Raw genomic sequence first — 22,460 nt, forward strand, 5'->3', positions numbered from 1 at the left:
AGAGTGCGCGGACCACCCCCGCCCGCGCAAGGAGAACGCCGCCGCCGGGTGCACCGGCGCAGCCGTCATCGGACCACCCCCGCCCGCGCGGGGAGAACCGCTCGGCCTCCCGCTCGAAGAACGCGATCTCCGGACCACCCCCGCCCGCGCGGGGAGAACACTTCGCTACCTGGGCCTATGCGGGGGCGTTATTGATTTGAGATCTCTGTCCAGTTGGTCGCTGGTGAAATGCCATGAGGCCAAGCCTACGTTGGCTTCGTTAACGAGCGGCTCGTTGACAGTGACCCCGTTTTATCCTCAGACGGGCTGGTTGATCACAGCATGATCGCGAGTTGATGGAGTGCCTTCGGACACAGAGAAGCCCTGGTAGACGGGTTGATCGCCACGACCCAGGCTGTCTCACCTGGTCCTGGGCGGGACGCTGATCCACATCGACTGGGTGAAGGTCGACCGCCCCACTTCTCCGGCAAGCATCGGGGTGCACGGAATGAACGTGCAGGCGATCGTCAGCCCGAGCGGGAAGATCCTTTGGACTTCCGGGGGCGATGCCCGGCAAGACGCATGACCTGACCGCCGCCCGCGTCTGGGCGTCCTGCAGGAACTGGAGAGGGTGGGAATCCTCGCTCCGGCCGACAAGGCATACCAGGGAGCCGGAGCCTCGGTGGTCGTCACGCCTGACAAGGGCAAGAACATGTCCGAGTCGCAGAAGCAGGCGAACCGGTCGCACGCCAAGCTCTGTGGACCCGGCGACCGGGCGACCGGCCAGCTCTAATCTTGGCTTATCCTCCGCAAGCTCCGCTGCAGTCCCAGCAAGGTCGGCCACCTGGTCAAGGCGCGATCGCCGTGCTGCAGAACTACGAAATACCCGGGGTGAAAAAGGGTCACCGCAGGTCAAATGGCTAAGCGAAGTGTGCTCAGGGGAGGGTGACCCTCGCCTTCCGCGTTCTTGCTACGCCAGAGTCTGAATGCTTTGGTTCGTGTCGATAAAGCAAATACGGTCATCGCAAAACCATGATCGTTGAATGCTGTCATCGCGGGTCAGTGATTCGGTTGTGAAGCCCGATGCCCTCTTGCGTTCTTAACGTTAGGAACGCGCTGACGTCAACGTCCTGCGGGTGGTTGACGGCAGATATGGCCGGATGTTGTCCGTGCAGGGAGCGGTATAGGTAAATGATCCTTTACCTGTTTCCCTGTAGGGCGCCTGAGACGAGTTGATCTAGCTTCAAGGGTGCAAGATCACTTCGGTGCCCTGTTCGATTTCCAGGCCGGACGGGCGTCCTTTTGTGAAGGGACAGGCATGAAGGCTCCCAACCTCCCCCGAGCTGTCACTCTCACCGCCACCGCCGCCATGGCCACCGCAGCGATGCTCGCCGCGCCGGCGCAGGCCTCAACCAGCAACACGCAAGACGTGCAGCGGCAGGTCGACCAAGTCGTGGCCGAGCACCCTGGTGCCCGGCAAACGGCACCGGGAACGATCACCTTCGGCAACGGCGCCGTGCTGACCATCCCCGCGGCCGGTACCGCTGCGGGCGTGTGCACCTCGGGCTGGTACTGCTTCTTCGAAACTGCCAACTACGGTGGCCGCAAACTCAGCTTCCACGACTGCGGCGCCGCCGGCCTGTGGCAGTACCTCACCGACTACGGCTTCGGCAACGCAGCCTCCTCCTGGCAGAACTACTCCATCAACACGGTGCTGGTCTACGACCAGGCCACTCAGCCGCCGACCACCCTGTGGACCGAGAACCCGGGCGCCGAATCGACCGGCGTCGGTAGCGCCGACAACAAGGCCGACGCGTTCGAGACGTTCTGCGGATGACGCCGATGAGACGACGTCGGTTTCCCCTGCTGGTCGCAGCAGTCGCTGCTGCCCTGTCAGCGCCCCTGACCGCGTTCACGCCGAGCCCGCACGACCCGGCAAGCATCCCAGCGACCAGCATGCCCACCACGGCCGACTCGCTGACGGCCAGTCGGGATCCGAACGACCCGGCTAAGATCAAGGGCTACCTGGAACGACTACAGCGTGGCAACGCTGTCAGGCAGGAAGACTGTGGTGCCATCCGCTTCAAGGGGCGCCAGGCGCGCCTGTGCCTGAGAACGATCGACCCGAAGAAGGCGGCGAAAACCCCCGCAACGCTCCAGCGCAGAGCTGCTGACCCGACCCCGCCGCAAGCGCTGTGTTCCAGCAAGCCGGGGCAGACCAACTACGACCGGTTCCACGCCTGCTACGAAACCGTCAGGCAGATCGAGATCCTTCAGGGGGGTGCTGTCACGGTCCATGGACAGGTCCGGACCGACGTGTGGGCGACACTCAGCGCAAGCAACCGTACGTGGCTGATGCAAGTCGGCATAACGCCGCTGTGGCTTTCGCCTGAACTTGTACAGTTAGGCCCCGGCTACATCGCCTCGCTCACCTGCGCAACAAAACAATGCACCATACCGGATCCTATACGGAAGAAAATCGCCCCGAGTGTGTACACCTACTACGAGATGGCGACCTCGATTCCCCCCGTGACTGGTGTGAGCATCCAGTACTCCAACCCGCAGATCAAACTGGCTCTGAGTGTAGACAACGGAGCGGTTCTCACCCCCGCCTCGCCGGCCAACGACCCGTTCAACGTGCGCTGTGACAAGGAGAGCTACATCGGCGGAGAAGGCTGCGTCTTCTACATGGGCAATGCCGCCGCCGCGACCTTCTACATGGACTACAACGTCGCGGACGCGAAATACGGAGACTACCGAGAGGTGGTCAAGCATAACCTGTATGCCATCAGGGTGCGCGACAACCTCAAGCACTACGGAGACATTCAGTACGGCCACCCCCTGCACCGCTCCGATCCCATCACCCACGACCAGAATCGCGCCACGATCTGCACCACCGCATACCAGCAGAAAGCGTCATCGCTCGGGCTGTCATGCGACGAGTACCCGTACGCCTCCAGCGAAGAGGGCGGAACCCAGAACCCGCGGTTCTCGTGCGCGTTCCTCCCCCTTGCCCAGAACACCGCGCACGGCAATGCTCTGAACAACAGGCTGTTCCGCGAGAACCGAATCCTGCCGGCGCTCAACGAGGGCGGTACCTACATCCAGGGCGACCCGTACTGGGTGTGGGTCACCAACGCCCCGGCCGATAGCCAGATCCCGACGACGAAACAGTGCTCCCAGTACTGATCTGAGTGCACCGCATGGCAGCGGTCAGGGTGTCGTCTCCGCGCGGTACCCTGGCCGCTGCTTCCTGCTGCCCAGCAAGAGGAGTGTGAACTGCATGTCCTCCGCTCACGGCGACACGCTCGCTGTCACTCTCTCTCCGGCGCAGGCCAACATGATCTCCCTGGCCCTGGACTCGGGCATCACCACCGAACCGCAGTGGGGCGACCCGCGCGGGATTGCTGAGGACTGCCTGGCTATCAAGAGTGTCCTTGGCTGGCATGACGCCGCCGACCAAGAGGTACAGGTGGAACTCACTACCCGGCAGTGGGACGTGGTCGTCGCCGAGCTCGATAAGGATGCCCTGACCAGGCTGCAGACCGAGGAAGAGGACGAGGCAACCGAACGCTTGCAAGCCCGTGACACTGTGCTCACCCAAGTCGGTCACGACTTACCTGAACATTCTGGGCAGCAGCCCACTACCGTTCAGCAGCACCTGGAGCCCGGTGAAGCCGGTTACTACACACTTTTCCAGCCGCCCCGCGGAGGCTGGCGCACCGGCTTGGCCTACGGGCGTCCCGATGCCACCACCGGGCTACCGATCCGCGCCGCCGTGCCTGGCCGGGGCCTGGCCATCGCCGCTGGCACTCCCGCCGTGGAAGTGACGATGCAAATCTTGGCCGACGCCCCAGAGACGGACCTCACAGCGTGGGCATACGTCGCAGAGGTCAGCCAGCAGTGGATCAGCCACCCCTACGCAGAACTAATCCTCGCCGTCCCCGACCAGGAAGGAACCGTGCTGCCAGAGCTGTCCACCCAGGTATGGCCGAACGTGGTGTACCGGGTACGGCTGAGCGTGCGCAACTCTGGCAACGCCGAGGAAGAACACAGGGTGCAGCTGTGGCCGGGGCATGCGGCCCCATCGGTCGAACTCAAACGCCCTTGATCGCCGCCGATAGATTAACAAGTACCTGGCTGGCCGACCGATCCCGTCTGCGCCCGAGCGGAGCGATTCTTCGGCATCCCGGCCTTGCCTAGACTTCTTAAACCGGGACACCGAACTCTCCTTCGGCTGACGCTCTGCCGACAGGCATCCAACGCCCTCAGGCTAACTTAAGCTCCATCCCCATGGGCCTGGGGCTCCTCCGGCTTGTCAGCGGGGACTTCGTCTCGGCTTGTCCTCGTGGCCCTCTCCCTTCGAAGGCGAGTTGCGCACGAACGACTTTCTCCAATACGGAGGGGAGCGGGGTTCTCGTCAACGAAATGTCGCGCGTTCTTGATGTGCGGACCCCCGCTCGGGCGGGAGAACTGGCGCGGTCATCAGTCCGGACCGCGCAACGGACCATCCCCGCTCGCGCGGGGAGAACGTCGCGTCCGGCCCGACGGTCAGCACGGTCGCCGGACCACCCCCGCTCGCGCGGGGAGAACGTGACCACCCGCGACCGCAACGGGCTGGCCACCGGACCACCCCCGCTCGCGCGGGGAGAACGACCGCACCGGCGGCCCCGAGGCATACCAGGGCGGACCACCCCCGCTCGCGCGGGGAGAACGACGCCGGGACGCTGCCCGAATCGCCCAAACACGGACCACCCCCGCTCGCGCGGGGAGAACCGCCGGATCCAGTCCTGTGTCGCAGGCCGTGTCGGACCACCCCCGCTCGCGCGGGGAGAACCGCCGGATCCAGTCCTGTGTCGCAGGCCGTGTCGGACCACCCCCGCTCGCGCGGGGAGAACGTCCACGCCGGCGTGCAGGATCGCGCCGGGGCCGGACCACCCCCGCTCGCGCGGGGAGAACGAACGGCGCGCGAACGGTTCGACCCCGCCGGTCTTGGACCACCCCCGCTCGCGCGGGGAGAACGTCTGGCGCGGCTTCCCCGGCCCCGTCGCCCACGGACCACCCCCGCTCGCGCGGGGAGAACACCCATCCGCTCGGCACGCGCACGCTCGATGACGGACCACCCCCGCTCGCGCGGGGAGAACCGGGTCACGCAGGATCAGGCCCCATTCCCACGCGGACGACCCCCGCTCGCGCGGGGAGAACACTTCGTGACCTGGGTCTATGTCAGGACGTTATCAGTTTGAGATATTCGTCCAGTTGATAGCCGGTGAACTGTCACGGGGCCAAGACTACGGTGGCTTCGTCAGTGAGCGGCTCGCCGACAGTGCCAGTCGGTTCGGCGCGGTCCACCGTAGGTGACCGTAGGATTCGCGCCACGTACAAGCTCTTGCTGATCACCTCAGGCCCGGGGTGCCCGTGGATCAGGTGGCGGCGAGCTGCCCGGTGATGACGTCCGTGAAAGCTCTGCGGCCGCCTTTCCCCCGCTGTGCCGTCCGCGAAACGGCAGCATGCTGGGGCGCAGAAGGTGGGATCGAGAGACAGGTCTTGGCAGCCGGGGATGGGCCTGCCACCGTCCGCCCTGTGTGCGGGTGGCTGTATATGGGTGATGGTTGTGCCTATGCGGAGCGGGAGCTTTCGTCCGCCATGGCCATGATGAGCAAGCTGGTGGGGTGATTGGCGGGCAACCGGTCGGCGAGCCTGATGGCGGTCGCCAGAGCCTGGTGGGCGGCTTGGTGGTCGCCGGTGCGGCTGTGGAGGGACGCGCGCAGGTAGTGCAGGTAGGCGTCGTGGGGGACCGGGCGATGGGGCAGGATTTCCTCGGCTCGGTCAAGGTGGGCGAGCGCTTCGTCGAGGCGGCCGGTTCTGGCTGCTGCTTCGGCCTGGTTGACGGCCAGTTGGGAGCGGGGGTAGGGCTCCCCGAGGCGGTTGAACACGGCCTCGGCGGCGGTGAACTGGGTTGATGCCTCATCGTGGTGGCCGAGTTGGCTCAGGGCGATGCCGAGCTGGCGCCGCAGCAGGGCTTCTCCGCGCGGGTGTGATGGGAGGGCTTGGTAGAGGGCGAGTCCGCCCTGCAGGATTTGGAGGGCCTCTTCGTGGCGCCGCATCCGGATCAGAGTGGCGCCGTGGTGCTCGGCAGCGGATGCCTCGGCCAGCGTGTCGCCAGACTTGCGGGCTAGGCGGGCGGTTTCGACGTGATGTTGCTTCGCGTCGTCGAGGCGCCCTAGCCACCGGTCCAGCAGCCCGGCCAGGGAATGCACACGTGCCAGACCGCCCGGGTCGTCGGCGCGGTGTGCGGAGTCCAGCGCGACCTCGCAGACCTGCTGCCAGGCGGCATAGTCCTGGCGCTGGCTCACATATCCCCAGAGCACCTCGGCGTATTGCCAGGCCAGATGGTGCAGGCCAGCGTCCGCAGCTGCCGCTTGGACCATGAGCAGCACCTGGACCCAGTCCTGCATCAGCGCGATCGCGTCCCGCGGCCCCTCAACCTGCGGGGGGCGCTCTGGGAGCCATCCGAAGACAGCGGCGTGGCGACGGCGGCCGGGCACGATGACACTGTCGATCTTGGCTGCCCACATCAAGTAATGGCGCGCGACGCGGGCCGCGGCAGCGGTCTGCTCATCTTCTGGAAGAGCGGCCGCCAGGCTCGTGGCGTGAGTGAGGACGGGGGCGGGCATCTGCCACCGGTCCTGTTCGTGCTCGTACTCCAGCATGTGCGCCTGGCGGAGGCCGGCCAGGACGGTGTCGGTGGCTTCAACGCCGAGTTGCAGGAGCGCGGCGGCCGCGTCAGCGCTGAACACCTGGCCCGGCATGAGCGCCAAAGTCCGGTAGGCGTCCTGCAGGTCCGGTGGGAACCCGGCGTAGATGGTGTCGAGAGCATTGTTCACGATGACCTCCTCGTCGGTAGTGACGGCTGGGCGCTGGCTGGTGGTGCAGGGGTGGGGGGCCAGTCGGGCGGCCAGTTGGTGGATCGGGCGGTGCGGGCGAGCGGCCACGTAGGCCGCGGCGGCGGAGACCGCGCCAGGGAGCGCGCCGCACGTGGCCACCAATGCACGCACTCCGCCGGGGTCTTCATCGGCGCGGGTCCCGATCAGATCGGTGGCCAACTCCACCGCGGCGTCCTCGGGCAACGGCGGTACGTGGAGGTGTGCGGCACCATCGGCCGCAAGATCCAGCCGGAACCTGCTGGTCACTACGACCAGGCCGGCGGCGGGCAAAAGCGCCCGCACCTGCTCGGCCGTGGCCGCACGCTCGATCAGCGCGACGACCGGCCTGGACGCGGTCAGCGAACGCAGCAGGGCAGCGGCGTCGTCGGGATGGCCGGGTATCCAGGCCGCGCCCAGGACCCGCAGCCAGCACGCCAGCGCGGCATCAACGCGGCTACGGCCTTGGCGGGCCGGACCCTGCCCGGTGACCGGTTCGGCGATTGGGGCGGGGGTTAGGTCCGCCCACAGCGCGCCGCCCGGGACCGCGTCGGCGCGTACTGCGCGGTGCGCGACGTCCAGCGCCAGCGCGGTCGTTCCGGCGCCAGCCGGGCCGCTGATGACCAGCAGGTCCGGCCGCGCTGGTTGGCGGCGGACGGTGGCGATCCGGCGCAGCAGCGTGCGCTCGTCTTCTCGGTCACATAGCCGCCGGGGTGGGGCGGGCAGCATCATCGGCGGCCGTGCGTCGGCGGGCGCGGAGGTGTGCAGGTGCACGTCGCCGTGTACTTGGCTGGCCTGGACCAGGGTGCCGATCTTCCCGTCGGCCCGGTTAGTGCGCTCGCCGGTCATTTTCGGGATGGGTCTGGTTTGTGAAGGGGAGAGTCGCTCTTCTCCTGGAGCTGGTGGGTTCCGCGCCCGGTCTGGCGCGCGGAACTCGGGGCTTGCCCGACCGGCGGTTGTTCGGTCCCGTGCGGCTGACCCGGTTGCGGCGGGCCGTACTTGGCCGCCGCTTCCAGGTGCCCGCGCAGGGTGTTGCGGGGCACGCCCAGTTCAAGGGCCAGGCTGTGCACCGATTCGCCCGATTCCACGCGTTCCAGCAACCGCTCCACCGGGACCGGCAGTTCCACCTGATGCGACCTGGTCGGCCCACCGACCGGCCGCATCTTGGTTCCCGCTTCCAGTAGCCGGAGCTTGATAGTCCCGGTTGCCACACCCAGTTCATCGGCCAAGTCGTAGAGCGATTCACCTGCCTCGTAGCGCGTGCGCAGCACCGGTGAGGGCACCGGTAGCTCAATCCGTTGGCTGCCCGGGTCCTCGCGGGACCGCAAGGTGGCGCCCGACTCTGCGAGCCGCATCTTCACTGCGGTGTTCGAAACCTCTAGCGCTCTGGCCAGACCACTGATCGTCTCGCCCGCTTCGTACCATTCCCGCAGCTCCTGCAGCTCGATGGGGAAAGAATCCCACGTTGATCCGCCGGGCGGCCGCCGGTTGATCCTCTCGTGCCGCATCCACAGGTAGACCTGCCGCGGGGTCAGTCCCATCCGCCGGGCGATCGAAGGCACTGACTCACCTTCGGTGTACCGCTCGCGCAGCACCTCGACCGACATCTCCAACTCCGCCGGATGCGACGGCGATTTCGGAGAATATGACCCGGCTTGTGACTCAGGTTGTGACTCGGTGCGCGATTGCTCAGTCGTCCCACCTGTGCTGGGCGCCTGTTGCCCCCGGCTGGCCGGTGGTGAGAGCACGAGTTGGTGCGGCTCGGTGGTACCCCTGGCCGGCTGAGCGGCTAGGGGCTGGGGCCCGATCCGCTCTTCCCGACCTCGTCTGGGTAGCGAAATCGGTAGCGGGCCCCCAGCGTCCGGCGTCGCCGACTCGATTCTCGACTCCGACGCGGCCCCGGACGCCGGCTCGATTCCGGGCCCCGGCTCGGTGCTGATGGTGGGCGTGTCCAGGACGGTGGGTGCGGTGTCGGCCCGTTGGCGGGCGCGGGCGGTGGGTGCTGTGTTGCCGGTCCAAACGAATCCGGTGGCGATGAGGGCCGCCTCGTAGTCGCCGATGAGATCGGCGGGCGGGGGCACCCGGACAACGCTGGCGGCCTTCAGAACCAGGTCGGCGTAGACCTCCAGGTCCTCGGCGCACAGATCGTCGAGCACCGCACAGAAGTCGTTGAGTTCGGCAGCGATGCGCCTCCACTCGTCCTCGATCAGAGCACGCCCCAGATAGCGGGTGAACCACGGGCGGTCGAGGTAGGCGACGGCGATGCCATACCGGCCCGCGAGCTCTAGCAACGCCTCCACCGCATCACCAGCGAAATGGTCCTCGACCAACGCGTTGATTGGATGGCGGGCCGCGGCCGAGACATCGGCGTTGTCGGAGACCGGGCCCGGCCTTCTTCTGAGGGCAGCGACCTCCTGGGTGGCGAGCACAGCCGCTGCCGGTGAGGACTGCTCGTCTTCCACGTCCTGCTCTTCGAAGGCTTCGGCGGGCAGCCCCTCCCGCAGGAGTCGATCTACCTCTTCACGTGGGAACCGCCGGTGGCCGCCAAGGGTGCGGATGCTGGTCAGCCACCCCCTTTCCGCCCAGCGGGCGACGGTCTTGGGGTAGACCCGGAACAAGGAGGCGACCTCTGACGGCAGGTAGTGCTCAGGCTTCACATCGGATCGCTTCCCGGTTGTTCGGCTCATGCAGGCGCTCTCGGTCGTGGCGGAGTACAGGGAACGGCGGCCGGGATTGCAGCCGATCGCGGCGCTCGCGTTCCAGGGCGACGCGGCGGGCTGGATCACAGAACGGGTAGTCGATCACTGCACCACTTCGGGCGGCGCCAGCAAGCAGGGCAGCGGTGGGGCCTATCGACCACTTCTCGGGTTCCCCGTCGGTTGAGGTGCTCTGATGAAGGGGCTGTGTGAATGTCCGCCCCGCCCCGCGTCGGGCGGGGGCGAGACGTCGGTCGAGATGTTGGTCATCGATACTCCGGCGGCGTGGGGGCCGTGAGGGTGATTCGGTCCAAGGAGGCGGTGCGGCCTCGGGACCGGGGGCCTTGGACGGATTCCCGGGCCGCACCGCGGGTCAGGCAGCAGGCTTTCGTGTCGTTTCGGTCGGGGCGGATGGGGGGTGCAGGGCGGTCAGGTGCGCAAACCGCACGGACCACTGGGGGCCGCGGGAGATGCCGAGGGCGGTCTCGGCCAGGCGAAGGAGCTGGATGTCGCCGGTTCCGGCGGGCGCGTAGATGCAGGCGGTGTCGCGGTAGTACCGCTGTGCCTCGTGGTCGGTGCGGAGGCCGGCGGCCGCGTGGATCTCCATCGCGGTGCGGGCCGAGTCCATCGCCGCCTCGACGTTGCCGTACTTGGCGCTCATCAGCTCGCGGTCACAGGGCTGGCCGTGGTCGAGTAGGTGCACGGCGTGGTAGGCGGCCACTCGCGCGGTGAGGAGTCGGTGCTGCATCAGCCCGAGCTTGTGCTTGATGCTGGGCAGGTTGGCCAGCGGGGCGTCGTAGCGTCTCCGGGTGGACACGAACTCGACGGTCGCGTCCACGATGGCCTGATGGATGCCGAGCGACACCGCGGTCAGGTTCGGCCGCCCGTACAGGACCGATGAGCTGTAGGCGACGTCGAGGCCGTCGCCCTCCTCGCCGAGCCGGTCGCCGACCGGAACCCGAACGTCCTCGAACACGATGTCGCCGAAGCTGAATCCGCACAGCCCCATCGCGGGCTGGTGCGGGACGAGCCGGACGCCGGGCAGGTCCGCCCGCACCAGAAACGCCGACAGGCTCTTGGAGGGCCGGGTGTCGGCGTCGCCGGTGCGGGCGATGACGCCGTGCACATGACCCACGTGGGAGTTGCCGACGTACTGCTTGCGGCCGTTGAGGATGTAGTGGTCGCCGCCGCGGCGGGCGGTGGCCCGCATCCCCAGCACATGCCCACCCGAGTCCTCTTCGGTGGTGGCGATGGTGGGCAGGCACTTGCCGGCGGCGATGGGCGCAAGCCACTGCTGCTTTTGCTGCTCGGTGCCGAAATGCAGGATCTTGGCGACGCCGAGCTGGGACGCCTGCGCGATCGCGCCCGCCGCTCCGCTTACTCGGGACAGTTCCTCGATGAGGATGGTCTTGGCGAGGTGACCGGCGCCCATGCCGCCGTACTGGCGGGGGATGGTTACCCCGATCCATCCCCGCTGGGCGATGAGGTCGGGAAGGGCGGTGTCGACGGCGGCGGAGGATTCCATCTCAGCAACCCGGGGTGCGACCTTGGCGAGCGCGAAGGCGCGTATGGCCTCCCGCAGCTGCTGGTGCTGGTCGGTCACGAACACGGACACCATCCCTTTCATCACTTGGGGCCACTGTTGGACGGGGCGGATCCGGCTGACGTCATCGGCGCGGCCTGCGTCGATCGCGTGTCAAGGCGCCCTGGTAACCGGCGCTCTGGTGGTCGGTGGTGTGGTGGCCGAGCCCGCCGTCGATCAGCTGCATCAGCCGCTTCGCGTGGTCCTTGATGAGCGCGAGGGAGGACTTCCCGGTAGACAGCGGCAGGCCGGTGGTGCCGACGATGCAAACGGTCCCCAAGAGGGTGCCGTCGAGGTGGATGAGCGGGGCACCGGCGTAGGTGCGGATCCCGATCTGATCGGCGACCTTGTTGGTGGAGAAACGGGGGTGGGCATACACGTCCGGCAGCACCAGCGCTTTGCGGCGCCGGACGACCTCGGGGCAGTAGCCGTGGTCGCGGGACATGGTCCGTCCGACCTGGCCTTTGTCGTCCGGGCAGTGCAGGCCGACGAAGTACTGCTCGCTGGTGACCAGGTTGACCATGGCGTAGGGCACCTCGCCTCCCTCCCCGAGCTGGGCGGCGAACGCGGTGGCCAACTCGGCGGCGAAGGCGTCGAACTGCTCGTCGGACTCGCCGAGGCCGAGTTCGGTCAGCAGATGGATCCGCTGTTGGAGTTCGGCGTCGGGATGGTCGGGGGTGTCGCGGGACACGGGCGGACTCCCAGATGCAAGGGGGGCGTAGGTCAGGTGCGGGTGTTGATGGCGTGCCTGACCAGGGTGATCAGGACGGCGCTGGCCGAGCGGGGGTCGCGTGCGTCGCAGTCCACCACCGGGACGTCGGCGGGCTGGTCGAGGGCCTGGCGGACCGCGTCGCCGGGATAGCGGTAGTCGGCGCCGTCGAACTGGTTGACCGCCACGATGAACGGGACGCCGCGCTGCTCGAAGAAGTCCAGTGCGGGGAAGGCGTCGGTCAGGCGGCGGGTGTCGGCCAGCACTACGCCGCCGACCGCGCCCGAGGCCAGCTGGTCCCACATGAACCCGAACCGTTGCTGACCGGGAGTGCCGAACAGGAACAGAGTCATAGGCAGCGGCTTGGTGAACGTGCGGCGGCCGAAGTCCAGCGCCACCGTGGTGTCGGTCTTGCCGTCAACCCCCTCCAGCGAATCGACGTGCGTGCCACCGACGGTCAGGCGCTCCTCGGTTGACAGCGGCGGGATCTCGCTGATCGCGCCGACCAGGGTCGTCTTCCCGGCCCCGAAACCGCCCGCGATGAGGATCTTCAGCGCGAGCCGGCGGGCCGCGGGATCCAGCTCAGGCGACAGCGAAGTCATGCGCTTCCAGCCCTTCCAGCAGTGCCTGCAGCAGGTGCGGGCTCGGGCGCCCGGTGCCGGAGCCGTGCGGGGCGGCGGGCGGTGCGATGACCAGCGCACCGGCATCGAGCAGTTCCTCCAAGAGCGTCATGGCGACCAGGACGGGCTGGCGTATGGTGGCGGCGATCTCGGCGACCGAGCAGCCGCCCGCCTCGCACAGCCCGATGGCCCGCGCAGCCTCGGGCAGCAGGGCATCGGTCTGGCCGGTGCGCGTCGCCGCGACCCCCGTCGCGGCCGTGGTCGTGGTGGCGGTGGTCAAGACCGTGTCCAATCGCATCTCATATCGGGAGACGGCTCGGACGTCGGCCACCACGTAGGGCCGGACCTGCTGAACGTCCTGGTCGACCCACGGTCCGGAAGGCGCGGACCCCTGGGCACCGGGCTGGAGGGCGCTTCGCGGGTCACTGCTCATCGCCGCGTCCCTCGCTCCGGAGCCCCGCGCCGTCCCCCGAGGGTGCCGGGGCCGGTGCTCCTGCGCCGCTGGCGGTGCGGGCCGCAGTGACCATGTGCCGGGCCACGCTCTCGATCAGCATGGTCATCCCGTGGGAGACCAGTCCGGTCTGTGCGTCGGGCCTGACCAGCACGCCCAGCACGCACCCGACCACCGCACCCGAACCCGCCGCACCAGGACCGGCCTCCGCCGCCTGTGCGGCGGCGTCGTGGTGCTGGTCGGGGGTGTTCATCAAGATCAGCGTTTGGGTGTCGTGCTCGACAATGATCTGCTGGACGTCTCCGGCGGGCGGGGAGGTGATCTGTCCTGCGGCTCCGCCGGCGGAGTACAGCGCCGCGGCCACGGCTGCGGCTGTGTCGGCTTCATCGGTGCTCAGCCCGGCGGCGGCGAGCACCAGCCCGTCCCGGGGCACCAGGAACGCGCCCGTGATGCCGGGCACCTGGTTGCGGAAGTCCTCCAGCAGCCATCCCAGGCCCTCGCGCGAGGGGCCCGCCGATGCGCTGGTCACGCCGGGTCCGACGAGAACGGAGGGAGGCAGCGCGGCGGAAGGCGGAGGGATCGTCATGTGAGATTCTCCTGGTTGGGGTCGGCGGATGCGGTCGGCGCAGTGGTGGACCCCCAGCTCGCAGGAGCAGAGCCTGCGTGGCCTTGGCCAGTGGGGTCTTTGGGCAGTTGGCGGCGGCGCGCGGCACCGGCGAAGTCGGTCAGCAGGCGCGGATTCGGCCCCCGCTTGGATCCTCGCTCGGGCTCAGGGCCTTGCACCGGCCCGGCCGCCTGCGGCGCCGGGGCATGCCGGCCGCCCTGGACAGTCGGCGCCGCATCGGCTGCCAGCCCCTGCTGACCGCCTCTTCGACGGCGCTGGGGGAGCACAGGCCGCGATCCTGCGTCGCCGGAGGCGGCGACGTGGGTGGCGGCGAGCTCGGCGGTGCCGGGCAACGAGGTCGAAGAAGTGACCGCGCCTCCCGGCAGAATGAGCGGTGACGGCGCTGCCGGGGTCGCCGAGGCAGCGGCATGGTTCAGCCGCGCGCCCGTGCCGCTCATCCTCGCCGGTGGCATCACCGCCGGACGGGCGGGCCGGACGACGATGGGCCGGGGAGCCGAGAGCAGGGCCGCCGGGAGGGTGACCACCGCCCGCGTCCCCGACGGCGTAACCGGGTGCAGCGCCACCTGGATGCGGTGGCGCCGTGCGAGCTTGGACACCACCAGAAGCCCGATCGGCCCGGCGATGATCTGCTCCCGGAGACTGACGGTGTCGGGATCGGCGAGCATCCGGTTCAGCGCCGCGTAGGTGTCGGCCGACATCGGCAGTCCCCGGTCGGTGACGGTGATCTCGATGCCCGCCCCGGACGGCACAGCACCCGCCGTCATCTGAACCTCGGTGTCGGGCGGGGAGAACTTCGTGGCGTTCTCGACCAGCTCGGCCAGCAGCAAGGTGATCTCCGTCCCGGCATAGCCGGGCAGGTCCGCGTCCTCACCCGGAGACGGCACCCGTACCCGCACCCTCGGGTAGTGCTCGATCTGAGCGACCGCCTGGCGCATCACCGTGGCCAGCGTCACTGCCTCCCGCACCCCCCGCGCTGTCGCACCACCCAGCACCGCCTGCCGCTCCAGCCCACGCAGCGCCCGCGTCGTCAAGTGATCGATCTTGAACAACTCGTGCAGGAGATCGGTGTCCTCCACCTCCCGCTCCACCGAGTCCAATAGCGCCAGGGTGCGGTAGACCAGCAGGTGAAGGGGCCGCCCCAGACGCGTGAGGAACCGCTCCTCGAACTCGGCGTCGCGGCTGCCCGGAACGGCGGCGACGTGCGCTGCACGGGCACGGCTGCGCACGTCGATATCGATCGTCCCTGCAATGGCATCGGCAGCCGCCTCTGGCTCGGTGACCGGGCAGAACGGCTGGAACCAGCACGCCCCGACCCACTGACGCTGCGGGAACGGCCGCCGCCAGTGCCAGTACAACTCGCCGGAATCGTGAGGGAACGGAAGCAGGACCACTACCCGGCCCACGTACGGGTCGACGTCCACACGCTGCGCGGCGACCGACATCGCACCCGCAGGACTCCCCAGCGGCTCAGCCGACGTGCGCAGCCCCCGGGCAGCAAGGCGACCGGCCAGCTCGCGGGCGTGCTCCTGCTCCCGGACAGCCGGTGCCTCGCCGCCGGGACGAACCGCGATCTGAGGACGAGTCGTCATGGGAGGACTCCCACACCGCACCACAGGTCGACGTCCTCGGCGACCGGCCACGGGCCAGGTTCAGGACGCCACGCCGGCACCGGCACCAGCCCTGGCGGGACCCTCTCCATCCCAACGCAGAGCGTCTCCAGAGCCGCGGGGGTGCGGACGCAGGGCGGGCCGGGGCTGATGCCAGCACACATGCTTCCGAGATCGGCCAGACCACGGTCCTGGCATGCAGTCAGATGGCAGAACGCGATGTGGCTCCCGGCCGCCAGCGTCTCGCGGAACACCGACAGCGCGGCGACGGCCTGGGGGTCGCAGAGGAGGTCCAGGCTGTTGATCAGCAGCAGGCCGACCGGACGGTCCAGATCCAGGGTGGCGGCGGCCCCGTCCAGCACCGCACGGGGATCATCCGGCCCCGCCTGAACGAACCCGCAGCCACCGAACTCGGCACTGTAGAAGACGTCGGCATACAGCATCGTCAACTCGTCCGCATCCGCGTAGACGACGCGGGCGCCCGGGTTGACCGCCTGGGCGATCGTGTGGACCTCGTCGTGCAGCGGCATGTCGACACCGACGACAAGCAACTGGTCGATGCCGCGGACGGCCAGGTCCCACGTCACGCGAGTCCGGAACGCGATCCGGTGCTGGGCCAGCGAGGTGATCTGCGGGAACCGCGCAGCCACGGTCTCACCGAGGGCGCGATCGGCCGGGTTGAAGTCCTTCCCGCCGCCCCAGAACGCCCACAGGCGGGCCATCGCCGCACGATTGCCGTCGTATCCCCCATTGAGGTCGCGTTCCGCCGTGTTCGGTTCAAAGGCCGTCACTGGCCACCGCCCGGCGTGTGGTCCGGCCCCTGGGAAAGGCCGGGGAGGCGGGCGGTCATGCCTACGACGCGGACGCTCTCGTACACCTCACCCTGATAGCTGCCGTCCGGGGACCACCGCTGCACGTCGACCAGGGCGGGCGGTAGGAGGTTCCACCCGTCGGCGAGGGCAGCGATGTCATCTTCCTCGCGAAAGATGATCGGGCTGCGGCCCTTCTCGTATGCCTTGGTCATCCCCCCGATGCGAGCCTGACTGGTGCGGGTCCTGGTCGCGTGGGACAGCACGACGACACTTCCCGGTGCCAGACGGTCCCTCAGACCCGCCATGACGACGGCGGGGTCGTCGACGAAGTGCAGGACTGCGGCCAGGACGATCACGGCGGGCGCAGTGAAGTCGATGCTCCCGGCCAGGTCGGGGTGGTGGAGGAGGTCGGGGTGGTTGAAGATGCTGTCAAGGTCGGTGATGTCGCCGTAGAGCGCACGGCCGTAGCCGGTGCGAAGGGCGCGGGCGCGCGCAAGTACGACCTCGTCGTTGTCAAAGCCGAGCACGACGGCGTCGGGTCTGACGTTGTGGACGCAGGTCTCCACCAGGTCCAAGGGCACATCGTCGACGATGCCGATGCCGATGTCGAAGACCTGCCTGATGTCGAACTCGGCGACGGCCCAGGCGGCGGCGCGGCCGGCGAACAGGAAGTTCTCCTTCGCGACCGCCTGTGCGTCCGGGGAGGTCCGGATGACCGCCAGGGCGGTCTCCTTGTCGGCCGCGGTCCAGCTCTTGCCGCCCAGGTAGAAGTTGTAGACACCGGCTTCGGAGGCTTGGGTGAAGTCCCGAGCGATACCGGCCGGGATGATCATGACTCCGCCGCCGCGAGCAGCTCGTAGAGTCCCTCGGCCGTGTCGGCGTCCACGGCAGTGACCACGGTGGAGGCCGTGTCCTTCCGTCGCTGGTTCGGGTCGAGGAAGGCCCACCAGCGGCCCTTGCTGGAGTGGACGATGTTCCAGTCCGAGATGTCCCGCTTCAATGGCGCCTTGGCTCGTGCGATGGCATCGAAGGCGTCCGTCGTTGTGTTCATGCTGGTTCCCTGTTGGCAAATGCGGGGTGTGTTCGGTGGCGGGACCCGGTTTGGGGAGGCCTCCCCGCAGTTCGGGGGGCTGCTGACGCCGCTGCTCGCATATCCACCGCTGCGGTGCTTTGGCTCGGTGGCCCCCTCGTTGCCCGCCGGACCGTAAAGTGGCCCTAGGTCCGTGGGGCGTAGGGAGGACACAGCGGGGGCGATGCCGGAGGACCTTGTCCCGGCGGGGCCCACGTAAGCGGGGCCTCGGTGTGGAGACGGCCGCCTCGTCTCCACTGCGGCCGGGCCGCTGTCGGTGTAGACGGCCTCTGGCGCTTGCGCGGTCAACGTGGGCCCCGCGTCCGGGACGCCCAGCAGGAACGCGAGTCGGTCAGCGGTCGCGTGCTCCTCGCCGATCCGGCCGATCTCATATCCGCAACCGGTCAGATAGCGGTCTGCGTCGCAGGTGATGACCTCCTGCGGGGCGCACGAGATCGGGGTGGTCACCACCAGGCAACAGTCGTCCCCTTCTAGCGCCGTAGCCAGCCCGCGCTCCCGTAGGAGGCTGGCAAGCTGAGTCAGCCTCGCCATGAGTTCGAGTGAACCGGGCTCGCCAGTGCGGGGGCAGATGACATTTGGTGACAAGGGGACGGGACATGCCGCGCACGATGACGATCACGGGCACGCGTTCGACTGGCCATCGCACGCTGGCCGAATACCGGGCGATGTTCGAGGACTATTTGCGGCCCTTCGCGGGCACGGGTGCGCGATTCCACCTAGGCGGGGCGTCCGGGATCGACTCGCTCGCCCTGTTGTGGCTGGCCGGAGAGACCAAGTCCGAACTGGTGGTCGTTGTCCCGGCCACACTCACCGACCAGCCTGGTGACGCCCGCCATGCGGTGGAGACCGCCCGCGAGGCCGATCGTCTGGTCGAAGTAGTCGAACTCGGGGGGCAGACACGCACCCCCGGCTATCACGCGCGTAACCGCTGGATGGTCGACCGATCGCAGATGACGATCGGGTTCCCCCACGCCGCCTCGGGCGGCGGCACCTGGTACACCCTCGACTACACCGCAAGCCAGGAGAAACCACGGTTGATAGTGCCGGTATGAGGGCTCCGATACTGTACTGATGCTGTGGACCCCCAGCGGCAGACCGGAGCGCAAACCCTGCGCCGCCTTCGCCTGTCGCGCGGTTGGTCCTGGTCGGACCTGGCGGACAAGCTGCGGTTCCTGGCACAAACGCTGCGCATCACCCGGATCGCGGCGATTCAGACGTCCAGCATCCGCCGCACTATCGCCCGGTGGGAATCGGGCGTTGCCGTCCCCGATGAGCAATACCGGTTGCTGCTCGGCCACGCTTACGCCCGCACCCCCATGGGCGCCGTTGCGCTCGGCCCCGGCTCGGACTTCGGTGAACTGCTGGACGCGCTCGCCCAGCTCGGAGTCCCCGACGAGCAACTCACCGACCTGGCCGGCACCGTGTCAGCGGCGATCACCAGCGCGGGCATGAACCTGCTCGCGTTCGTGAACGGGCCGCTGCGCGTCGACCTGGCCACGGCGCTGACCCGCCCTGAAACGGCCGACCTGGAACTGGTGGCCGGGCTGGAAGCGGCCAGCGATACGGTCGACGCCCAGATCGGAGCCGTGCCCTTCGCCCGGCTCCACCTCGCACAGGCCGTCATCGTGGACGCCTGCCGATACCTGTTGCAGACCGGCCAACCCGCCACAATCCAGGCAAAACTGCGCATCGTTGCCGCACGGGCATATGCTCTGGCCGCCAGGCTCGCCTTCGAAACTCACGATGATGCCACCGCACTCGCGCTCTACGACGAAGCAGTGAAAGCCGCAGGCGAGAAGGCCCCGTCCCGTCGAGCCCTCATTCGAACCAGCCAGACGATGGTCGCCTTCTACGCCACCGGCGACATCAAACGGGCCCGCAGCATAGCCGACGCCGCCGTTCAGGACGCCCGCCGTGGTGAGAGCGTCCTAATGCGCGCCCGTGCCCACGCCCTGCAAGCGGAAATGGCGGCACGCAGCGCTCAGCACCGCCACGCCCAGGTCGCCCTGCACCTGGCCTGGCATGACCTGGACGCCGATACCACCGACGACCCGATGAACGGTGCCTTCTCTCAGGGTCGGCTCCGGGGCTTCGAGGGCATCTGCGGCATCTTCCTCGGCCATGCCGAAACCGCCGAACGCCAACTGACCGCATCTGTCCAGACCCTCACCGGCTCCCGGCACACTGTCCAACGTGCGATCGTGCTCACTGACCGAGCACTTGCACGCCTGCACACCAGCGACGCCGGGGCACCAGAAGTCGCAGTTGAGCAGCTCCACGAATGCGTCGACCTGACCGCCACCACCCGTGGCCGGGTACCGGGCCAGCGACTGCGCCAGGCACGCCTGGAGTTGCGCCCCTGGCGGGGTGAACCTTTCGTCGCCGACCTCGACGACCACATCCACACCGCACTGATCGGCATCTGACCGCAGAAGTGAACCGCTGAGCCTCTGCTGGGCGTTCCAGATTTTGGTGACATTCAGTCGCTACTCCTTCTCAAGCGCTGAGAGCCCTCGCCTGAGATGAACTGCAGCAAGTGCAATCTATTGAAGTCCAGCCGTAGGGGGCCGACATTTCGCTACGGCCAGTCAGACGCCCGTCATGTGACAGCATTCGACCAGGTCGCAGGAGCGCACCGTGCTGGCGGCGAAAAGGTCGGCGGCGGAGCATGTCGGCCAGTGCGTCCGAAGCTGGTCCAACCGGATGGAGCGATGGGACATGTGGTCCAGCGGACGGTAGGCAGCGCGAGTGTTTGGTGCGTCACAGGCGGATGTCACCCAGGTCGGCGATGCTCGGGGAGAACTGGTAGCCGCGGATCTCGAACAATCCGAACACGATTTCGGGGTAGGAGGTGGTGAAGGTCGCCACGGTTTTAGGGTGCGGACAGCCGTCGATGACGTCAGGATGCGACGAAGCGTACCCCGTGATTGTGTCCGCGAAAGGCAGGAACGTTTGGCCACCAGTTTGACCGACGCTGGTGGCTGCCACGAGATTGCCGATGAGATTCGGTACGGGGCGGGGTCCGCCCTCCGGGGTCGGCAGTTGGATTCGCGAGTCTGCCGGCGGCAGACGCCACGGTCGGCCGTCCGGCACAGCCTCGACGACCGTCCCAGGATGCCCCACTGCGACCGCTGGGAACAGCAATCATCCCTAGAACGATCTCGGATAGGCTGGTCGCGCCCGTCTGCGACGGTGAAGGAGCCGCCCGTGATCGCCGACCTGACGATGACTCGGATTGGTCAGGGGGTGGAATTGCATCACCACCAAGGCCGTGCGCGAAGCCGCTCGGGAGTCGTTCATGCAGATCTGGGACGACGTCGGCGGCGAGCAAGGCGACCTGCTGCATGTCTGCGTCCCTGCCATTCGATGGCCGATGTGCAGGACGACGTGCACCAGGAGTTGATGTGGGATCTGCGAGCGCTTGCTGCCGTCGGCCAAGTCATCGATGAGCGGGTGGCCCAAGCCGGAGTGCCGCTCACGGTGGCTGGCCTGTATCCGTCGCTGCACCTGAATTAGAGCGATTGTTATCGCAAGCTGGGCGACCGCGGCCGCACCCGCGAGCACCTCCAACAGGCGCGGGCCGGGATCGGCGCACTTGGCGACAACGAGTACGGGCGGCCCATCAAGGGCGGGCCTGAGCGGCTGGCCCAACAGTTCGATGAGACCCTCTGAATGCGAGTTCGGCAAGTAGGCCGCCCGCGCCCGTCGCGTCCCTCCTCGCGAGCCACACATGATCGATCCGAGCGGCAACCACTGTTGTGGAGATCCTCGGCCCCGCCCCATGCCGTCGCCATGCAACGGGGACGACACGAGCGGCACGTAGGGGCGCGTTACCGTTCTCAACCGCCAGGTCATCGGTGTTGCTCATTATCGCCGACACCGATCGGCGGCCGCCACGGGTGTCGCCAAGACTCATCCAGAAACGTTGCTGGAGGACGCGAACATAGCCAATACCCGCGTGGGAGGTGAATCCGTTTGCTTGAACCGTCATGCTGTTGGAGGGTTTTTCGGGGTTCGAGGGGATGGGCTGATATGAATGGCGGCATTGTCTTCGTGTGACGTCTGTTCGCTGTTCAGGCAGTCGGATATTGAGGTGGGAAAGTCGGTTGTGGCCAGCGAGACTTGGTGCTCGTCGCTTATGGCCGTCGTCCGGTGGATGATTAGGCGTGCTTCTTCGAGGGTGGTGGGGCCGGGGGTCATATACTGGATGGCTTGGCCGAGGCTGGCGATAGCTCGGCGGCCTTTGGTTTGGGCTATGTCGTAGCGGGTTGAGAGTTCGCGGGCTGATGCTGGCAGGCGAAAGCGGTGTACACGGGTGGGGTATTTCTTCTGCCAGTTGAGGGCGTCGAGTGTGACTACGTCGTTGATGGCGGCGTGGTGGTGGGCGGCGAGAGTGTTGCAGGTTTCGACGGTCTTGAGAGTGATGGTGGCGAGTTCGGCTGCGTGGGCGAGGTCGCGGGCGAGTTCGTGGGGTGGCCTGAGGCGAGAAGATGCGCGGGGGCTGGGTGTCCAGGCCGGGTCGGTGTGAAGGAGACGGCCGAGGCGGATGATGAGGTCGCCGGCGTCGGTTGCAGGGCCGTTGGCGGGGTGGCCGTAGCCACCGATCTGCTCGTCCCAGCGTCGGACGATGCCTCTCCAGGCGGTGCCGACGTATCTGAGGTCGGCTGCCGCCTGTTTCATCGCTGAGAGGTGGTCGGGTTCGTTGAGCCGGTAGATCAGTTGGCGGATGGTCTTGCGATTGAGGTCGCAGATGATGGCAGCTGCGCGGGCGAGATAGCGCCATGTTGTGACCGAGGTTGCTGAGGCGGGGTTGCTGAGTCGGTGGATGCTGGCATTGATACCGGTCGAGGCTTGATCGGCGCTCTCGCCGATCTGGGGCGGGATGCGGTCGGGTATGTGGTGAAAGGGGATGGGGTTGATGGGCGGTGGCGTCTGGTCCTGGCTGCAAATGCGGGCGAGGACTGCGGCTTTCAGGAGGAGGGGGCCGGCTTGGTTACTGGGAGCGTTGGTGCCGTAGGCGAGGTGGCCGAGGGTGGCGGTGTACGTGCTGAGCTGGTGCAGGAGGGTGCGCGCGGTGTCGGGGGCTGCGATGATCCCGGCGTTTGAGGTGGTCGCCTGACCGGAGGTGACGGGGAAGTGAGTGGAGAGCAGGTCCAGGCCGCAACCGAGGGCGATGGAGGCGGCGCGGAGTTTCTCTGCCAGAGCTGATTGTGGGGTTTGGGTGTCGGCGGGTGGGCCGAGGTGGTGTTCGGCTTGTTGGAGGAGGATGCCGACGCGGTGGGCGCCGTCTCGCACCCCGGCGGTGGCGGGGTGCGGGGTGCCGAAGCCGTCGGCGATCTGGTGGTGGTAGCGGGCGAGGACGTGGG

The 22,460-nt window shown here is 67.9% G+C and carries 19 protein-coding genes, 1 pseudogene and 1 CRISPR repeat array; of the genes and pseudogenes, 6 read left to right on the top strand and 14 right to left on the bottom strand.

Annotation, left to right across the window (positions count from 1 at the left end):
- Window positions 1-1,297 precede the first annotated feature (1,297 nt).
- The 3 genes from ETD96_RS16950 (at window position 1,298) to ETD96_RS16960 (ending at window position 4,090) form a co-directional block, all read left to right on the top strand.
- Window positions 1,298-1,816 carry a peptidase inhibitor family I36 protein gene (locus ETD96_RS16950; protein ID WP_138637429.1) on the top strand — a complete coding sequence of 173 codons (519 nt, stop codon included), beginning with the start codon at window positions 1,298-1,300 and terminating at the stop codon, window positions 1,814-1,816.
- Window positions 1,813-3,168, top strand: a complete 1,356-nt coding sequence (locus ETD96_RS16955) for a NucA/NucB deoxyribonuclease domain-containing protein (protein WP_138637430.1) — start codon at window positions 1,813-1,815, stop codon at window positions 3,166-3,168. Before ETD96_RS16950 ends, ETD96_RS16955 begins: the two co-directional genes overlap by 4 nt.
- Before the next feature lie 94 nt (window positions 3,169-3,262).
- Window positions 3,263-4,090, top strand: a complete 828-nt coding sequence (locus tag ETD96_RS16960; RefSeq protein ID WP_138637431.1) for a hypothetical protein — start codon at window positions 3,263-3,265, stop codon at window positions 4,088-4,090.
- 398 nt (window positions 4,091-4,488) lie between these two features.
- Window positions 4,489-5,184: direct repeats of the CRISPR family, unit length 23 nt; unit sequence ACCCCCGCTCGCGCGGGGAGAAC.
- 413 nt (window positions 5,185-5,597) lie between these two features.
- On the opposite strand, the gene ETD96_RS16965 is transcribed toward ETD96_RS16960, so the two are convergent.
- From ETD96_RS16965 to ETD96_RS44815, 12 genes and pseudogenes are all read right to left on the bottom strand, one after another.
- On the bottom strand, window positions 5,598-7,751 hold the full coding sequence (locus tag ETD96_RS16965) for a tetratricopeptide repeat protein (protein WP_138637432.1): 2,154 nt from the start codon (window positions 7,749-7,751) through the stop codon (window positions 5,598-5,600).
- Window positions 7,748-8,509: a helix-turn-helix domain-containing protein gene (locus ETD96_RS48125; RefSeq protein WP_274704618.1), complete on the bottom strand. Its 762-nt coding sequence runs from the start codon at window positions 8,507-8,509 to the stop codon at window positions 7,748-7,750. The genes ETD96_RS16965 and ETD96_RS48125 overlap by 4 nt, the downstream gene beginning before the upstream one ends.
- Window positions 8,510-9,373: 864 nt before the next feature.
- Window positions 9,374-9,589: pseudogene (locus tag ETD96_RS46695) on the bottom strand (BldC family transcriptional regulator); the annotation flags it as partial.
- A gap of 382 nt (window positions 9,590-9,971) precedes the next feature.
- Window positions 9,972-11,216 (bottom strand): acyl-CoA dehydrogenase family protein, encoded by a 1,245-nt coding sequence (locus ETD96_RS16975; protein WP_138637433.1) that lies wholly within the window; start codon window positions 11,214-11,216, stop codon window positions 9,972-9,974.
- A gap of 49 nt (window positions 11,217-11,265) precedes the next feature.
- Window positions 11,266-11,871: a GAF domain-containing protein gene (locus tag ETD96_RS16980; protein ID WP_138637434.1), complete on the bottom strand. Its 606-nt coding sequence runs from the start codon at window positions 11,869-11,871 to the stop codon at window positions 11,266-11,268.
- A gap of 32 nt (window positions 11,872-11,903) precedes the next feature.
- Window positions 11,904-12,491: a GTP-binding protein gene (locus tag ETD96_RS16985; protein WP_138637435.1), complete on the bottom strand. Its 588-nt coding sequence runs from the start codon at window positions 12,489-12,491 to the stop codon at window positions 11,904-11,906.
- Window positions 12,472-12,942 carry a DUF742 domain-containing protein gene (locus ETD96_RS16990; RefSeq protein ID WP_138637436.1) on the bottom strand — a complete coding sequence of 157 codons (471 nt, stop codon included), beginning with the start codon at window positions 12,940-12,942 and terminating at the stop codon, window positions 12,472-12,474. Before ETD96_RS16990 ends, ETD96_RS16985 begins: the two co-directional genes overlap by 20 nt.
- Window positions 12,932-13,489, bottom strand: a complete 558-nt coding sequence (locus ETD96_RS16995) for a roadblock/LC7 domain-containing protein (RefSeq protein ID WP_171069058.1) — start codon at window positions 13,487-13,489, stop codon at window positions 12,932-12,934. The genes ETD96_RS16990 and ETD96_RS16995 overlap by 11 nt, the downstream gene beginning before the upstream one ends.
- Before the next feature lie 53 nt (window positions 13,490-13,542).
- Entirely contained in the window at window positions 13,543-15,174 is a 1,632-nt protein-coding gene (locus tag ETD96_RS17000; RefSeq protein WP_138637438.1) for a sensor histidine kinase, read from the bottom strand.
- Window positions 15,171-15,983, bottom strand: a complete 813-nt coding sequence (locus tag ETD96_RS17005; RefSeq protein ID WP_171069059.1) for an SAM-dependent methyltransferase — start codon at window positions 15,981-15,983, stop codon at window positions 15,171-15,173. Before ETD96_RS17005 ends, ETD96_RS17000 begins: the two co-directional genes overlap by 4 nt.
- Window positions 15,980-16,837 carry an SAM-dependent methyltransferase gene (locus ETD96_RS17010; protein ID WP_138637440.1) on the bottom strand — a complete coding sequence of 286 codons (858 nt, stop codon included), beginning with the start codon at window positions 16,835-16,837 and terminating at the stop codon, window positions 15,980-15,982. Before ETD96_RS17010 ends, ETD96_RS17005 begins: the two co-directional genes overlap by 4 nt.
- Window positions 16,834-17,055 (bottom strand): hypothetical protein, encoded by a 222-nt coding sequence (locus tag ETD96_RS44815; protein ID WP_171069060.1) that lies wholly within the window; start codon window positions 17,053-17,055, stop codon window positions 16,834-16,836. The genes ETD96_RS17010 and ETD96_RS44815 overlap by 4 nt, the downstream gene beginning before the upstream one ends.
- Window positions 17,056-17,690: 635 nt before the next feature.
- Between ETD96_RS44815 and ETD96_RS17020 the strand changes: the two genes are divergently transcribed.
- Window positions 17,691-18,146, top strand: coding sequence for a hypothetical protein (locus ETD96_RS17020; RefSeq protein ID WP_138637441.1), 456 nt, complete (start codon window positions 17,691-17,693; stop codon window positions 18,144-18,146).
- 24 nt (window positions 18,147-18,170) lie between these two features.
- A complete protein-coding gene (locus ETD96_RS17025) occupies window positions 18,171-19,520 on the top strand; it encodes an NsdA family TPR-like regulatory protein (protein WP_205719312.1) in 1,350 nt (449 codons plus the stop codon).
- Between the two features lie 334 nt (window positions 19,521-19,854).
- Here the strand turns inward: ETD96_RS17025 and ETD96_RS44820 are convergent, their stop codons facing one another.
- Entirely contained in the window at window positions 19,855-20,082 is a 228-nt protein-coding gene (locus ETD96_RS44820; protein WP_171069061.1) for a Tn3 family transposase, read from the bottom strand.
- A 219-nt stretch (window positions 20,083-20,301) separates the two neighbouring features.
- Here ETD96_RS44820 and ETD96_RS17030 point away from each other — a divergent pair, with 219 nt between their 5' ends.
- Window positions 20,302-20,610 carry a hypothetical protein gene (locus ETD96_RS17030; protein WP_205719313.1) on the top strand — a complete coding sequence of 103 codons (309 nt, stop codon included), beginning with the start codon at window positions 20,302-20,304 and terminating at the stop codon, window positions 20,608-20,610.
- A 471-nt stretch (window positions 20,611-21,081) separates the two neighbouring features.
- Here the strand turns inward: ETD96_RS17030 and ETD96_RS44825 are convergent.
- Window positions 21,082-22,460 (bottom strand): hypothetical protein (locus tag ETD96_RS44825; RefSeq protein WP_171069062.1); only part of this gene is annotated, 1,379 nt, incomplete at its 5' end.

It is taken from the genome of Actinomadura geliboluensis, assembly GCF_005889745.1.
GTDB lineage: Bacteria > Actinomycetota > Actinomycetes > Streptosporangiales > Streptosporangiaceae > Spirillospora > Spirillospora geliboluensis.

What these genes read in the sequence shown, in the direction of transcription:
- ETD96_RS16950 (WP_138637429.1), top strand. Translation starts at nt 1,298, where the DNA reads ATGAAGGCTCCCAACCTCCCCCGAGCTGTCACTCTCACCGCCACCGCC.
- ETD96_RS16965 (WP_138637432.1), bottom strand. Translation starts at nt 7,751, where the DNA reads ATGACCGGCGAGCGCACTAACCGGGCCGACGGGAAGATCGGCACCCTG.
- ETD96_RS48125 (WP_274704618.1), bottom strand. Translation starts at nt 8,509, where the DNA reads ATGTCGGTCGAGGTGCTGCGCGAGCGGTACACCGAAGGTGAGTCAGTG.
- ETD96_RS16985 (WP_138637435.1), bottom strand. Translation starts at nt 12,491, where the DNA reads ATGACTTCGCTGTCGCCTGAGCTGGATCCCGCGGCCCGCCGGCTCGCG.
- ETD96_RS17020 (WP_138637441.1), top strand. Translation starts at nt 17,691, where the DNA reads ATGCCGCGCACGATGACGATCACGGGCACGCGTTCGACTGGCCATCGC.
- ETD96_RS17000 (WP_138637438.1), bottom strand. Translation starts at nt 15,174, where the DNA reads ATGACGACTCGTCCTCAGATCGCGGTTCGTCCCGGCGGCGAGGCACCG.
- ETD96_RS16990 (WP_138637436.1), bottom strand. Translation starts at nt 12,942, where the DNA reads ATGAGCAGTGACCCGCGAAGCGCCCTCCAGCCCGGTGCCCAGGGGTCC.
- ETD96_RS16955 (WP_138637430.1), top strand. Translation starts at nt 1,813, where the DNA reads ATGACGCCGATGAGACGACGTCGGTTTCCCCTGCTGGTCGCAGCAGTC.
- ETD96_RS44815 (WP_171069060.1), bottom strand. Translation starts at nt 17,055, where the DNA reads ATGAACACAACGACGGACGCCTTCGATGCCATCGCACGAGCCAAGGCG.
- ETD96_RS17010 (WP_138637440.1), bottom strand. Translation starts at nt 16,837, where the DNA reads ATGATCATCCCGGCCGGTATCGCTCGGGACTTCACCCAAGCCTCCGAA.
- ETD96_RS16960 (WP_138637431.1), top strand. Translation starts at nt 3,263, where the DNA reads ATGTCCTCCGCTCACGGCGACACGCTCGCTGTCACTCTCTCTCCGGCG.
- ETD96_RS16975 (WP_138637433.1), bottom strand. Translation starts at nt 11,216, where the DNA reads ATGGTGTCCGTGTTCGTGACCGACCAGCACCAGCAGCTGCGGGAGGCC.